This window comes from Pseudarthrobacter sp. B907 (assembly GCF_040137805.1).
Lineage (GTDB): Bacteria > Actinomycetota > Actinomycetes > Actinomycetales > Micrococcaceae > Arthrobacter.
In genome coordinates this window covers 18,538-33,708 of sequence record NZ_JBEEQE010000006.1, presented here as the reverse complement: position 1 = coordinate 33,708, position 15,171 = coordinate 18,538, and the positions used below count along the sequence as shown (strand labels likewise).

The 15,171-nt window shown below is 64.2% G+C and carries 9 protein-coding genes; 4 read left to right on the top strand and 5 right to left on the bottom strand.

The genetic code is table 11. The annotated features are described in order from the left end of the window. The first annotated feature begins 20 nt into the window (after positions 1 to 20). From murJ to trxA, 4 genes are all read left to right on the top strand, one after another. Complete coding sequence (murJ, locus tag ABLI39_RS06835) at positions 21 to 2,096, top strand: murein biosynthesis integral membrane protein MurJ (RefSeq protein ID WP_349412684.1); 2,076 nt, start codon at positions 21 to 23, stop codon at positions 2,094 to 2,096. Positions 2,097 to 2,267: 171 nt separating this feature from the next. Beyond that, a complete protein-coding gene (locus tag ABLI39_RS06830; protein ID WP_349412683.1) occupies positions 2,268 to 3,854 on the top strand; it encodes a protein kinase family protein in 1,587 nt (528 codons plus the stop codon). A 180-nt stretch (positions 3,855 to 4,034) separates the two neighbouring features. Then, positions 4,035 to 4,991, top strand: a complete 957-nt coding sequence (trxB, locus tag ABLI39_RS06825) for a thioredoxin-disulfide reductase (RefSeq protein WP_349412682.1) — start codon at positions 4,035 to 4,037, stop codon at positions 4,989 to 4,991. A 38-nt stretch (positions 4,992 to 5,029) separates the two neighbouring features. Continuing rightward, positions 5,030 to 5,356 carry a thioredoxin gene (gene trxA, locus ABLI39_RS06820; RefSeq protein ID WP_349412681.1) on the top strand — a complete coding sequence of 109 codons (327 nt, stop codon included), beginning with the start codon at positions 5,030 to 5,032 and terminating at the stop codon, positions 5,354 to 5,356. A 5,064-nt stretch (positions 5,357 to 10,420) separates the two neighbouring features. On the opposite strand, the gene ABLI39_RS06815 is transcribed toward trxA, so the two are convergent. From ABLI39_RS06815 to yidC, 5 genes are all read right to left on the bottom strand, one after another. Then, on the bottom strand, positions 10,421 to 11,689 hold the full coding sequence (locus tag ABLI39_RS06815; RefSeq protein WP_349412680.1) for a ParB/RepB/Spo0J family partition protein: 1,269 nt from the start codon (positions 11,687 to 11,689) through the stop codon (positions 10,421 to 10,423). Positions 11,690 to 11,757: 68 nt separating this feature from the next. Then, positions 11,758 to 12,822 carry a ParA family protein gene (locus ABLI39_RS06810; protein ID WP_349412678.1) on the bottom strand — a complete coding sequence of 355 codons (1,065 nt, stop codon included), beginning with the start codon at positions 12,820 to 12,822 and terminating at the stop codon, positions 11,758 to 11,760. An 86-nt stretch (positions 12,823 to 12,908) separates the two neighbouring features. Further along, positions 12,909 to 13,559, bottom strand: a complete 651-nt coding sequence (gene rsmG, locus ABLI39_RS06805; protein ID WP_146336221.1) for a 16S rRNA (guanine(527)-N(7))-methyltransferase RsmG — start codon at positions 13,557 to 13,559, stop codon at positions 12,909 to 12,911. Between the two features lie 17 nt (positions 13,560 to 13,576). Beyond that, positions 13,577 to 14,185 carry a Jag family protein gene (locus tag ABLI39_RS06800; protein WP_349412677.1) on the bottom strand — a complete coding sequence of 203 codons (609 nt, stop codon included), beginning with the start codon at positions 14,183 to 14,185 and terminating at the stop codon, positions 13,577 to 13,579. Next, on the bottom strand, positions 14,185 to 15,162 hold the full coding sequence (yidC, locus tag ABLI39_RS06795; protein ID WP_349412676.1) for a membrane protein insertase YidC: 978 nt from the start codon (positions 15,160 to 15,162) through the stop codon (positions 14,185 to 14,187). The genes ABLI39_RS06800 and yidC overlap by 1 nt, the downstream gene beginning before the upstream one ends. Between the last annotated feature and the right edge of the window lie 9 nt (positions 15,163 to 15,171).

Sequence of the window (15,171 nt, the reverse complement as noted above, 5' to 3'; positions counted from 1 at the left end):
CGGGTGAGACGATGAAGACAATGTCTGCAGCCAAGCCCCCCTCTGAAAAGCCCGCCCCCTCCGGGGCAGCCGCCGCCCAGGCCGCCCGTTCCGGAGAGGCTCGTTCCAGCGCCGTGATGGCCGCCGGAACGCTGGTTTCACGCTTCCTGGGCTTCGGAAAGACCTGGATGCTGGCTGCGGCCCTCGGTCTCGGCTCCACGGTTACCGACACTTTCATCAACGCCAACAACCTGCCGAACCTGATCTTCCTGCTGGTGGCCGGCGGCGTCTTCAACGCCGTCCTGGTGCCGCAGATCATCAAGGCCAGCAAGGGACCGGACCGCGGCGCGGACTACATCAGCCGGCTGCTGACCCTGGCTGTGGTGGTGTTGCTCTCGTTGACGCTGCTGGTCACGCTGCTGGCCCCCTGGGTGATCGAACTGACCACCCAGGGCTACTCACCGCAGCAGAAGTCACTGGCCGTGTCCTTTGCCTTCTGGTGCCTCCCGCAGATTTTCTTCTACGGCCTGTACGCCCTGCTCACCCAGGTCCTGAACGCCAACGGCGCCTTCGGGCCTGCCATGTGGGCACCCATCATGAACAACATCGTCGCCATTGCCGGTTTGGGCATGTTCATCTGGATCCTCGGCTCCAACGCGGCCAACCCGCACACCCTCGACAATTGGGGCACCTTCCAGACCTTCCTGGTCGCCGGTTTCTCCACCATCGGCGTCGTCGCGCAGACCGCCATCCTGCTGGTTCCGGTCTTCCGGCTGCGGCTGGGCCTGCGGCCGCGCTTCGGCTGGCGCGGCGTGGGCCTGGGGCAGGCCGCGAAGCTGAGCGTCTGGACCCTGGCCACCGCCGCCGTCGGGCAGCTGGCCTTCCTCTACGTCATGCGCATCGCCACGATCCCCGGCGCCGAACGCCTCCGGCTCGAACGCGCCGGCGAGCACGCCGCGGCGGCGACCCTGCCCGGCAACGCCGTGCTGGAGGTGGCCAGCCAGCTTTACCTGCTCCCGCACTCGATCATCGCGCTCTCGCTCGCCACGGTCCTGTTTAACCGGATGACCCGCGCGTCCCAGGACGGCAACCGGGCCGAGCTGCGGCGGGCGCTGTCGCATGGCCTGCGGACCATGGCGGTCGCCACGGTTTTCGGGGCCCTGGCGCTCTTCGCCCTCGCTGGCCCGCTGGGCATGTTCTTCTCGGGCGAAAACCGGCAGGACGGCGTCATGCTCGCCCAGACGCTCACCATCCTGGCCCTCAGCACCCCGTTTATGAGCGCCAACTTCATGATGTCCAGGGTGTTCTACGCCAACGAGGACGCCCGCACCCCGTTCTTCATCCAGCTGGTCCTCGCCGCCGTCAACGTCGTGGCGGCCTTCTTCATCCAGTTCCTTCCCTTCGACCAGATCATCTTCGCCATCGCCGTCCTCTATACCGCGGGCAACATCCTCTCGGTCATCGTCAGCGCCTTCTTCCTGCGCCGGCTGCTCGGGCACCTCGACGGGCCCCGGGTGGCCAGCTCCTACATCCGGATGGGCTACGCGGCGCTCGGCTCGGCGCTGGCCGGGGCCGGAGCCCTCTGGCTTATGGGCAGCTACCGGGCCGACGGCTTCGCCTGGAGCAGCAGGCCCGCGGCCTTGGTGACGATCGTCGTCGTCGGCCCGGTCATGCTCGCCGTTTATTTCGTCCTGCTCAAGGTCCTCCGCGTGACGGAACTGCAGGACCTGCTGCAGCCGCTGCTGGGCCGGCTCGGCCGCGCCCCCGCCGCGCCCGGCCCGGATTCAGAAGACACTGTCGCCGGCGAGCCGTTGGCCCACGAGGCTCCGGCCCCCGCCCGCCCGGCGCCCCAGCGCGCCACCACCTCAGTCGATACCGGCTTGATTCCCCGGATCTCCGGCGAATTCGACGCCGCCTCGTTCCGCGCCGGCCCGGACCTCCACGACGACGGCCGCGGCTGGGGAGCCGACGGCGGCTACCTCCCCGAGGAAGAGGTTCCCAGCACCGCCCAGGGCAGCCAGGGCCGGTCCGAAATACCCTTGCCCGGCCGCCGGACCTACCAGGGCCAAGCCGGCCACAACCCGCACTTCCCGTTCGGCCGGCGGAAGAAAAAATGACCCTTCCGCGCTTCCGGATACCGGAATCACGCGGCGCGGACACTGTATCGGCTAGGATCGAAGACTAACAAGGGGAGTTGCAGACCTGAGGTCCACCGGCTTACCGGGGGGCCTGCGGTGACTGTTGACGTCATCAAGGCCGGCAGTTCCCGGACAGTCTAGGAGGAACCCGTGTCCCACCCGATCGATGTCGGATCAGTACTTGGCGGCCGCTACAAGGTCACAGCCACGGTACTGACCTCGCATGACCAGGATCTGGTGCTGGACGGAGTGGACCAGGTGCTCAACCGCCCGGTGAGCATCCTCGTAGCCGGCCCGGGAAACGCCGACCAGGTGGCCCAGAGCGCCCGCGAGGTGGCGACCGGAGAACGTCCCGGTCACGTCCAGATCCTCGACCTCGGGGTGAGCGACGCCGCCACCTACCTCATCACGAACCACACCTCGGCCGCCGACCTCCTGGACCTGGTGGTCAGTTCAAACCCGCCGTATGTGGAACCGTTCTTCACCGACACGCTGGGCAGCGAGATTTTCGGGCAGGCCCGTTCCAAGGAACCCGAGACCTACGACGGACTCTATGACGACGAGGAAGTCGAAGCCGGGTACATCAACTACGGAGACCAGCAGCGGCAGGCAGGACAGCGTCCCCCGACGCCCTCAGCCCCGCCGCAGCGTGTTCCGGCCCCGCCCGCGGCCTCTCCGGCGGCGGGTGCCCGCGGCGCGGGTGCCGGCGCCCGTGGTGCCGGAGTTGCAGGCGCAGCCGGTGCAGCCGGTGTTGCTGCAGGGGCAGCCGCGGCCAGCGGCGCCAAGTCCCCCAAGACCGCGCCACAGGATGCGGCGCCGCAGCCAACGGCGGCCCACCCCGTCCAGCCCGCTGCGCCCGCGGCTCAGAAGGCCCCTGCCGGCGAGACGCCGAAGGTGTCCCTGTGGGAGGACGAAAACTACGACTACGCCGAGCCCGATCAGCGGACCACCTCGATGGAGACGCCCGGCTCCAAAGGCGCCGGCGCGGGCCGGGCCGCGGGAAGCTTCCCGGCATTCGCCCGCAAGGGCGCGGCGGAGGATCAATACCGCGACTACGACGATGATGACGAGAACGACGACGAGCCACGCCGCGAACCGCGCTCCATGCGCTGGCTGGTCGGCGCCCTGCTCGCTGCCGTGCTGGTGATCGGCCTGATCTTCGCCGTTACCAACCTGGGCGGCCTCTTCAAGGGCGGGACGCCCGAAGCCGCCAAAACCACGCCTGCAACCGGAACTCCGGCGCAGTCGGGGACCGCCACGGCAAGTCAAAGCGCGCCGCCGGCGGCCGTGCCTCCAGCCATCGAGTCCGTCACCCGCCAGGGCAACTTCGATTTCGCCGCCACCTACGACGGCGACCTGGTGAAGACCTATGACGGCAACGCCGCCAGCTACTGGTCCGACATGGAATTTGCCTCCGACAGCTGGGGCGGCTTCGCGCCCGACGGCGTCCCGCTCGTCGTCAAGCTCAAGGGCCCGGCCCAGATTTCCTCGGTGACGCTGAGCCAGCTCGGTGCCTCCGGCGGCAACATCAGTATCTTCACCAACGACAGGCCCTCGCTGGACGGAGCCAAGCAGGTGGGCAGCAATAGCTTCACCTCGCCGGAGCTGACCCTGCCGCTGCCGGAACCCGTCACGGCGCAGTACGTAATCGTCTCCATCAAGAGCCTGCCCAAGCTGGCCGCGCCCAAGACCCGTTACGGCTTCGGTTTGCGCCTGGCCGAGATCAAGGTCCAGTAGCCGGCGCCCGTAACCCTGGGAGGACGGTCCCCGTTTTCTGGTTCCCACCGGTAGCCTGAGTAGTTGGGCATACCCGCGCCGTTCACGGCGCGGGCGGAATATTCGCGTCCCCACGGTAGTTGTGCCATGTGGCCGGCCACCCAGGCGGGCGCATCGACAAAGGAAGAGGTTCACCGTTCAGTGAGCAACGCAGAAAACACCGCGTCCGAAGTGCGTGATGTCATCATCGTCGGCTCCGGCCCCGCAGGCTACACCGCCGCGGTGTACACGGCACGCGCCAACCTGAAGCCGCTGCTCCTGGCCGGTTCGGTGACCGCCGGCGGCGAGCTGATGAACACCACCGACGTCGAGAACTACCCGGGCTTCCCGGACGGCATCATGGGCCCGGACCTGATGGAAAACTTCGAGAAGCAGGCCGAACGCTTCGGCACTGAAATCCAGTTTGAGGACGTTACCGGGCTGGACCTCGACGGCGACATCAAGACCGTCACCATCGCGACGGGGGAGACCTTCCAGGCGCGCTCCATCATCCTGTCGACCGGATCGGCCTACCGCGAACTCGGACTGCCCAACGAGAAGCGCCTCTCTGGACACGGCGTGAGCTGGTGCGCAACCTGCGACGGTTTCTTTTTCAAGGACCAGGACATCGCCGTCATCGGCGGTGGCGACTCCGCCATGGAAGAGGCACTCTTCCTCACCAAGTTCGCGAAGTCCGTCACGGTGGTCCACCGCCGCGACACCCTGCGCGCCTCCAAGATCATGGCCGACCGTGCCCTGGCGCACGAAAAGATCAATTTCATCTGGAATAGCGGGGTGGAGGACGTTCTCGGTGGAGACAAGGTCACCGGCCTCCGGTTGAAGAACCTCGTTGACGGCACCGAAACCGAACTCGCTGTCACCGGCGTCTTTGTGGCGATCGGCAACGATCCCCGCACCGACCTGGTGAAGGGCAAGCTGGAGCTCTCGCCGGAAGGCACTATCGCCGTCGATGGTCGGACCTCCAAGACCAGCGTCAAGGGCGTCTTCGCCGCCGGCGACGTGATCGACCCGACGTACCGCCAGGCCATCACCGCCTCGGGGTCCGGCTGCGTTGCCGCCCTCGACGTCGAGCACTACCTCGCAGACCTCCACGCCTAATCAGCGCGCGGCAAGCAACCCAAGAGAAAGACAAGGTTATGAGCAACGCTAAAGACGTAACTGACGCCAGCTTCAGCACCGACGTGCTGGGAGCCGACAAGCCGGTCATCGTGGACTTCTGGGCTGAATGGTGCGGCCCCTGCCGCAAGCTCGGTCCCATCCTGGACGAGATCTCGGTCGAATACGCCGAGAAGGTCAACGTCGTCAAGGTGAATGTCGACGACAACCCGGCCATCGCAGCGGAATATGGCATCACCTCCATCCCGGCGGTCTACCTGTTCCAGGGCGGGGAAGTGAAGAGCACCGTCATCGGCGCCAGGCCCAAGCAGTTCTTCGAAAAGGAATTCGCGGACGTCCTGTCCTAACCGGGCAACGTTCGTCCGGGCGGCCCCTAGCAGGGCCTGCCTGCGTGGCGGCTCCCTCCTTGTGAGGGAGCCGCCTTTTCTTTTGCCCCGTAGTCTGCGCACCCGATGCGGGGGAGGGCAGCAGGGGCACCCCACCTCTCGAGGCGGACTCCTGGGGATTCTGGGCACGGCGCACAATGTTTTTTGTATGATCCCGGTGGCTCCGCTTTCGTAGCGGTCCTGGATTCTGTACTCAAGCATTTGTGGGCCCCCTGGCGAGCGTTGCCCGGTCCTGAGCAACTCCGTACCCGCTAGCCAAGCCCGAATGCCGGATCAGAAACGCTCGTTTTGGAGCCCGTGCGGTGAGTAGACGAGAGGGATTCCATGCGGCCCCCAAAGGGGGATTGGTTTCACGTGAAACACGGACCGCGCGACCTTCGAGTCCACGGGGCGGCAAACCTGGCCACGTCTTTAGGTAGCCGGGAGAAGAGCGTGGAAGGAGCATCGCACTCAGTCCAACTCCTCGCCTATACATATACCCTCGCCCCAACTCCGCCGTAGTTCAGCCGAACTCAAGGAGTTTCCGCTGACGCCAGCAGGCGAGCGAAGAACGTTTCACGTGAAACAGGATCCTCCCAGCGTTTCACGTGAAACCAGATCCCGCAGGCGTCTTCTGCCCGGTCCGCTGAATGTCCAGGACGAATTGAATAGGGCGGATCGGTGCGTAGCGCGAATGGTTGGGTTGAACTACAGATTCCCAGGTCGATTCGCGTGAAACGGTGGAGGTTTCCGCGGTGGGGGACTGTTCTGTGATCAGTTTGGCTGAATCAGCAAGATTGCAGCGTACAGCGGGTGACGGTGCCTGAAGCAGGTGCGCCATAGCGATAACCATGCATACGCCGGCCCGTCCGCGACGCCAGCAGTCGGGCCCCTTTGTGCGACGCTCGGTACGAATATTTGGTGACAAGCCAGGCCGTTTCACGTGAAACATCCCTCGAGGCTCCAGCGTGGTCCTGGTACTGCAATGCACAGCTGTCATGTGGGCAGGCTGCCGAGCTGTCGCACCTAAAGCGACTAACGATAGTCAAGTCTCAAATAGTGTGCTCAGGGGGCAGTTTAGGCCTTCAAATGGCCCAAACACGCCGGCATGACCCGCTGCATCCCAAGGATCCCGATAGGCTTCACACCGCACACGACGGCATCGCTGTCCGTCGGCGAGCCCCTCCTGCAGAGCGGGGATCGCGCGCCGCAGTAACCCCTGGCAGGCCACGGCCATATCTATAAGGCGGTCCGAGACCCAGGACCGCAGCCCGCGCTGATCCATAGCCCAGAGAAGCCGCAGCCGCCCAGACATGGATGTTTCACGTGAAACGGCAGCGGGAAGCAAGCCGTCGCCAGATAATTGCCGGAACTCATCGGCCATTCCCAAGGCACGGCCGTCGCCCGTTGCCGAATCCCACTACTGGGCTTCCGTTTCCGATCCGCGCAAAGTCACGACTGCGCATTCACCGGGGAACGCGGTGAGACCACCGCGGCAAAGAAGGAGGTACGTGATCTGCCATCAGTCCGCCTCCGTCGGCCAAGGGGATATTGGCACGCCGCCACGGCTGATGAGGGCTGATCATCACTCGGCCGGCAAGCGCACGCTCATGCACCAGCGCTGCGGGCGCATGGGCGGGCCTACCCAGGCACGCCTACACAACTAAGCCACGGATTCACCCAAGGCATCCCACTGCACTGAGCCGCGGCACGTCTGCCTGTAAGACAGTGGCGTGTCGCTCACTCAGTCCGATAATCCTCTGCGGAAGATTCACCACCCCCGGCGATGTGGGCCTCTAGCAGTCGATCACTTTCCGACACACATCGGTGCCGCGAGAGGGATCGGCAGAATGTCCCTTGGGTCACCGCAGTCGGGGACGCCGGCCATGCCACTTCAGGTGCCCGTGCATCCACGAGTATTCCGTAAGCCGCCAAAATCTACATAGGACAGTGTGGGACTGGTTAGTTACACCGAGCTCGATCTGCCCCGGTACAGTCCGCTATGCCGTCGGTGGGATCCGGGCGTGCCGACACTGCGCTGACTTGGGCGGGCCTGTTCCCACGCCTCCTTCGCTTGGGTTACCGGCGCCCGGTTTGCCCCTGCCCACAAGCCAGTGACGCTTTGCAGCGCGGTAGGCGGGATGGATGCCCCCATCAGCGCCGCAGTGGATCACGCCCGTGCCGGGTGACCTCCGGCGCTGGGAGGGCGTTGGCCCGAATTCCTCGATGTGGTTCGCGAAGTAGGGCAACAGGGTTTGAAGGTCGGGGAGTGCAAATTTCGCCACCATGGATATCGAGGCATGCCGCAGGGGTCCCCGCGGTGAGGTCCCAGGACCGCGACCGCACCGCCCACCCATCTCCCTTCGGTGGGGGCGACGCGCTTCACGGGGCCAGGTGGGACTGCGAAACCGGCTCAGTAGGCCGACGCCATACCGAGTGGACTGGTCCACGTCGGCTCGCGATGGACTCTTCTCCACAGAACTTATGCACACAGTTTTCCACAGGCAGCTGAGATATTACGCACAGCTCTATCCACAGGTAGTCCCACTTCAGTTTTGACGATCTCTCCACCAAGCGTTCACAATCGCTGTATCCGTGGGCGACCTCGCGGATGATTGGACGGCGCCGGAGGTGGAGGCAATGGCACACGTCCAAGATGAAAGATTCGGAAATTAACCCAGTGATGTAGATTTCCGCGGCGAAAGTCAATGTTCTGGTTGGCTGGGGAGTGGATACGATCACGTTTCACGTGAAACATCGCCGGGCATCTCGTACTGTGGGCATACGGGCGTTCGTCGAGGCCGCCGGCCATAACACTCGATCCGGGGCCCGACCAACGAGGCCGCTTGGTAATCCACAAAGTTATCCACAGCGATATCCACCGCCGTATCCACGGACCTTAGGATTGGTGATTGACAGTCGGGACTTCCGCCGAGCGTTCCAACACTGCACCTCAGCTCCGATGAACCTTGTCTGCCACAACCTGGGCCAAGCCCTGGTAGGCGGGTTCAACTTACTCACTTGACCCGCAGGGTGGCAGCCGGCTTGGATACCGGCTGAGAGTGGTGGGTCAGTAGCGGCACCCCGGAGTGAATGGAGCCCGGCCGCAGCAGTGTAGCGACGACGTTGGCGGTCAGCCGGCTCCGCATCAAACTCTGTCGCGGAACGGGAAGTCTCGACGGCTCTCATTGCTCATGGGTCGAGCCTCGGGCGCACGCGGGAAGGTCCACGCAGGGGGAGTGCCGCTGTATGGCCCGCGTAGTCCGTGTTGCTACGCTCATGACCATCCATGCCAGTCTTCGAGTACGGACTTGACGGGACACATGGTGATGAAACGGAACCACGGCTGGGAACCACAGCGAGCCGCCACGGGCACCCGGCGATCCGGGCTCATGGCCAGGTGGTGCTGACCGCACGACATCCGATCCCGTCGATTTCCGAGCTGTCCTGTCCGTTCACCGCGTTGTACGAACTGCCGCGAACTTCTGGCTTATCCAGACCCGACAGACCAGGCCATATCTGTCCGGCGTTTTGTCCCGTTTGCGGGGGACCGTTGGGACATCAGCCCCCGCAGCATCTCGCTGTCCTTTCACCGGCCCGATCCGCGTGCCAGAGACAACTGACATAGTCGCCCCCGAGTTCCTGTGGCACGCCAGTAACCCGCCCTGGGCACGATCGCTGGGAGTAAAGGGACTGCAGCTGTACAGGCCGCTATGCCGGCGCCCAGAGTCCCTTTGCTGCCGTCTCCGGAGGCTTGACTGGCGACGGAGGAGGCATTCCATCCGCCCACATTGGAGCTGCTGCCTCGGGCCCTACACGGCCCCTGCCAGACCACGGGGTGGCGTCAGACTTTCTCTCTCCACTGTGTGTCCCGCAAGGTTCAGCGCACCAGGCACCCCTTCGACCCTCGTGAAGAGCGGAGTTTCGCGGTCCAGAACACGTGCACCGAGCACGGTGCGCCGAACCGGAGACAGCCTCATTCTCCGTGCACCACAATCGCCACCGTTCCATCTGCGGACTCGTGCAGCCGCTGGGCAACAACGCGCCGAGATCATCAAAGCCGGATGCGGCGTGTACCAGGCGGTTTCACGTGAAACATTCCCATCGTTCGCCCTTGGTACCCGCGGTCCCTGTGCCATCAAAGCACCCGTGCGTAGCTACAGAGCTCGCATGGCTGGGCGGGCCGTAGCCCACGTCGGCTCAGGGTTCACACAGGAATTGCCGCGTCACGGAAAGTGGGCGCACGGGTGTTGGCGGAATCAACTGCCATCTAGAGACATATGAACGGTCCAGGGGCCGAATCTAGTGCGTCCCAACGTGCCTCCTAGATCCCGTACGCCCCTGAGCGCACCGTAGGCCGGGCCTGGAAGATGTGCCGCACAGCCCGGGAGAGTGGTCATCCTACTAAGATGACTGCGGGGGCGATGCACCACCAGCGCAAAGAGGGCAGAGGAGGGTTCCATCGGCATAGCTACGATGACGTTTCACGTGAAACCAGCCCATAAATGACCGCTTCGCGCTCCTGATTACGCGACGATCAGCCTGGATCCCGCCTGCGGGCCAGGCATTCAGCGGGTAACACCGAACGTTACGGACCTCCGGCTGCAGTAGGGGATCTCAGCCAACCGGCTCCCGCACCCGCAGGACGCCTCCGGCCCTTCAATATGCGCCCGTTTGGGGTCGCCCATTGGGCCGGTCTAGGAGCGACGCTGGGTGTCGTCCGAAGCTCCCTAGACACACATACACCATCTGCGCCGACGATGACCGCGAATTCCAGGCATCGGCAAAGGGGCGCCGGGTACGGCCACACAGTTACCGCCACACAGGCGCCTCAAATGGCCTCTTCTCCCGAAGATCTAAACAAAGGGACTCCAAAAGCGGTGTCCGGTAAGCCTAGGTTCGCCGGCCCCAGAATGCCCCGGCATGGCTCAAGAACGAAAGTACACCAGCTTCAAAATGTTTTGCCCTGCATCTACGAGTCAGCCACGACAAAAAACAGGCCCCGTTTCACGTGAAACGGGGCCTGCCTTGAGTAAAACCTAGGATCTAGCTTGGGTTACCGGGAGTCAGTACGTCCATGATCCGGTTGAGGTCCTCAACGCTTGCGAATTCGATGCTGACGCGCCCCTTGCGGGCGCCGAGGGAGATCTTGACGTTGGTGTCGAGGCGGTCCGACAACGAGGAGGCCAGGTAGTCGAGTCGTTCGTGGCGAGCCCCGGGGCGGGGAATGTTGTTCTTCGTCGCGGCCGCAGGGCTCTGGTACAGCGTCACAGCCTCTTCAGTGGCCCGGACCGACATACCTTCGGCCACGATCTTCTGCGCAAGGCGCTCCATGGCGGCGGCGTCCGGAAGCGCAAGAAGGGCCCGGGCATGTCCTGCCGAGATGACGCCGGCACCAACCCGGCGCTGTACCAGCGGCGGCAGCTTCAACAGTCGAAGCGTGTTGGACACCTGAGGCCTGGATCGCCCGATCCGGTCGGCGAGCTGTTCATGCGTGGTACCGAAGTCTTCCAGCAGCTGCTGGTAAGCCGCTGCTTCTTCGAGCGGGTTCAGCTGGCTGCGGTGGAGGTTCTCCAGCAAAGCATCCCGCAGCAGGTCGTCGTCGGTCGTGTCGCGGACGATCGCCGGGATGGTGTCCAGTCCGGCGGCCTGAACTGCCCGCCAGCGCCGCTCACCCATGACGAGCTCATAGGGTTCGCCACCTTCTTCGGTTGAGGTACGAACCACAATTGGCTGGAGCACGCCAATTTCGCGAACAGAGTGCACGAGCTCCGCCATGTCGTCCTCATCGAAGACCGAACGGGGCTGTTTGCGGTTGGGGTGGATGTGCGAGACAGGGATTTCGGCAAAGCGGACGCCGGGGACGTCGACGAGGTCCACGCCGTTGTCGTCACTGTCGCCATAGCTCGCGGCGGCCGGTTCCGTGGTCTCGCGCGCAGCGATCGGGGCATCGGTCTTGGCCGCGGCAGGCTTCCGGGCCGGTGCTTTCTTGGCGGCAAGACGCGCAGCTTCATCCGACGTCGGAGCCGCGGCTTTGGCGTCCTTCGCCGCCGGCTTTGAGGCCGACGCCTTCGCCTGGGCGTCAGACCCTACTGAATCACTGGCTGCGGAAGACGCCGTCGTCTTCGCGTCCAGTGCCTCAGCTGCAGTGGTCTCATCGGCCGCCGCAGTGTCCGGGGTTCGCTTCTTGGCTTCGGGGAAAAACAGATCCACGGGCCGGGACGGGGCGGAACCGTTCCCGGAGGCGTTGGCCGAGGCGGAACTTGGAATCAGCGCGCCAAGTCCACGGCCAAGGCCGCGTCGCTTATCGCTCATGGATAAATCCCTCCAGTGGAAGAGCCCGGCATACTCCGGCTCTGGCTAGTGCAATTGTTGAGAAGATTCTAACGTTCAGCAATTTCCGCTGCGGCTTCCAAATAGGATAGAGCGCCGCTGGAGGAAGGGTCATAGGTCATCACGGTCTGTTGGTAGCTCGGCGCCTCCGAAATGCGCACCGAGCGTGGAACTACAGCTCCAAGAACCTGCTCCGGGAAGTGTTCGCGTACCTCGGCCGCCACCTGAGCCGCAAGGTTGGTGCGCCCGTCATACATCGTCAGCAGGATAGTCGAGACCACCAGATCCGCGTTGAGGTGCTTCTGGATCATCTCGATGTTCTTGAGCAGCTGGCTCAGGCCCTCCAGTGCGTAGTACTCGCACTGGATCGGGATCAGGACTTCACCGGCCGCGCAGAAAGCGTTGACGGTTAGGAGTCCCAGGCTCGGCGGGCAGTCGATGAAGATGTAGTCCAGCCGCTCCTCGCCGTTCTTGGCGCGTTCCTTGGCGTAGACATCGATCGCGCGCCGGAGGCGCTGCTCGCGGGCCACGAGGCTGACGAGTTCGATCTCGGCGCCGGCGAGGTGGATCGTGGCGGGGGCGCAGATCAGTTTGGCGATGTCGGGGCAGGGAGCCACAACGTCCTGCAACGGCACATCGTTGATCAGGACGTCGTAAATGCTGTCGACGTCCGCGTGGTGCTCAATGCCCAGCGCGGTGGACGCATTGCCCTGAGGGTCAATATCGATGACCAGGACGTTGAGCCCGGCGGCGGCCAAGGCGGCAGCGATGTTAACGGTAGTGGTGGTCTTGCCCACCCCGCCCTTCTGGTTGGAGACGGTGAAGATGCGGGTCTTTTCCGGCTTTGGCAGCTCGCGTCCTAACAGCCGCTCGCGGCGCTTGTTCTCGTGGGCGAGCTCGCGGGCGATCGGACTGGAATCATCAATGGAGTCCAGTACGTTGCCGATCGAGGGAGCGGAAGTTTCACGTGAAACGCTGGCAAAAGGTGAGTCTGCAACCGCAAGAGTTTGCTTAGCGGGGACATTGTGAGCGACAGCCGGCACCCCGAAGGCACGTGCTGACCCCAGGGACACGAACGGGGGAATCCGTTGTGTGGAGGCTTCGCTACTGCTCACTCTGACACTCTCACTCTCATTCGGCGTTTACTGCCGATCACTAGCCTAACCTCTTCCCTAATAAGACCGGCGGCACCGGGCTGGTGCTACGCAATCTTTCGGGGCTTGTTCACAACGATTCGGACTACGGTTGTGGGTTCCTCCAGGAGGTCCTCACCAACCACCACCACAGAGGTCTCCACACCACCGAGCTTGCGGATGACTTTAGCCGCCTTCTCGATTTCCTCGCCGGCGCTTCGACCCTTGATCGCTACGACTTCGCCTTTTCCGGCGAGCAGCGGAATGGTCAGTCCGGCAAGGTTTGAAAGGGCTGACACGGCGCGGGCTGTGACGACGTCGGCCGTTACCTGGCCCACGGCCAGTTCCGCCCTGGTCCGCATGACGGTGACGTTGTCCAGTCCGAGGTCATCGACCACTTCCTGGAGCCAGATCACCCGGCGCTCCAAGGGTTCGATCAGAGTGAGTTCGAGGTCCGGGCGCGCAATGGCGAGGCAGAGTCCGGGAAGACCGGCGCCGCTGCCGACGTCGGCCACGTGGCTTCCGTGGGCGATTTCCCGCTCGATCACGGCGCAGTTGAGGACGTGCCGGCTCCACAGCCGCGGTACTTCACGGGGCCCGATCAGGCCCCGCTCGGTCCCGGACGTGGCCAGGTGCTCCACATAGCGCTTGGCCAAATCCAGCCGGTCACCAAAGATAGCTTCGGCGGCCTTCAGTTCGGCCGCAGTAATTTCAACCATCAAGCTAGTCCGCGGATTCAGTCTGCGGAGACAACGATGTGCCGGTCGGCACCTTCGCCTTCGGACTCGCTGACAAATCCAAGATCGGCTACGGCGTCGTGCACGATCTTTCGTTCGTAAGCGCTCATCGGGGCCAGCGCGACGGCCTTACCCGTGTCCTTGACCGAGGCGATGGCGTCTTCAGCGATCTGCTGCAGGTCGCCGGCGCGGTCCGCGCGGTAGCCGTTGATGTCCAGCACAAGGCGCGAGCGGTTCTCCGTGACCGACAGCACCGCGAGGCGCGTCAGTTCCTGGAGGGCTTCGAGCACCTCGCCGTCGCGGCCCACCAGATTCTCGAGGCCGGAACCTTCCTCCTCGGCGACGATCGAGATGTAGGTGCGGCCGTTGCGGACCTCGATGTCGATGTCGCCGTCGATGTCGGCGATGTCGAGCAGCTCTTCGAGGTAGTCCGCGGCGACGTCGCCCTCTTCTTCGAGACGGCTCGCCGAGGAGCCTTTACCGGTGCCGCGGCCGGCGTCGTTGGCGTCGTCCTGCGCCGTAGTGCCGTCGGCCAGGACGTCGTCCCGGAGTTCGGGCTGGGAAGCCGCTTCGGCGGAAATGGCGTGTTCGGTGCTCTCGGCGGACATTACTTCCTCTTCCTGTTCTTGCGCTGCGGCTGTACCCGCTGGCTCTTGGCGGCGACGGCGGCGGCGGCGGCTTCCGCTTCGGCCTCGGCGTCGGCCTTCTTGGCACCCATCAGGGGCAGGGACGGCAGGCCCTTGGCGGCACGGCGCTCGGCCAGGGCCTTGGCGGCGGGGGACCCCGGCGTCGGCATGCGGCGGATGACGAAGAACTGCTGGCCCATGGTCCAGAGGTTCGTGGTGGTCCAGTAGATCAGGACACCGATGGGGAAGTTGATACCGCCGACGCCGAAGACAAGCGGCAGGATATACAGCATCATCTTCTGCTGGCGCATGAACGGGCTAGCCATGGCCTCTTCGGACATGTTCTTCGCCATGATCTGCTTCTGGGTGATGAACTGCGAGGCCGTCATGGCCAGGATCATCACGATCGAGAGGACCCAGACAGCCACGTCGTTTCCGCCGGCACCGCCGTGCAGCAGGGAGGCCGACAGCGGGGCGCCGAAGATGCTGGACTCGTCGAACTGCACCACCTGGTCGTGGCTCAGGGCGCCGATGCCCTTGCCGGTGGTCTTGGCGTTGCTGATCCCCGAAAGCACCTGGAAAAGGGCGAAGAAGAACGGCATCTGGATCAGCATGGGCAGGCAGGCCGAGAACGGGTTGGTGCCGTGCTTCTTGTACATGGCCATCTGTTCCTGGGCCATGGCCTGGCGGGAAAGCTGGTCGGTCTTGCCCTTGTACTTGTCCTGCAGTTTCTTCAGGTCCGGCTGCAGCAGCTGCATGCCGCGCTGGGCCTTGATCTGCTTGACGAACACGGGAATCAGGGCGGCACGGATGACCAGCACCAGCCCGATGATGGACAGCGTCCACGTCCAGCCGTTGGCGGCCGGGAGGCCGATGGCGCTCAGTCCGTCGTGAAAGCCCACCATGATGATGGAAACCAGCCACTTGAACGGAAACATGATTGTTTCAAAGAAGTCCATACGATATCC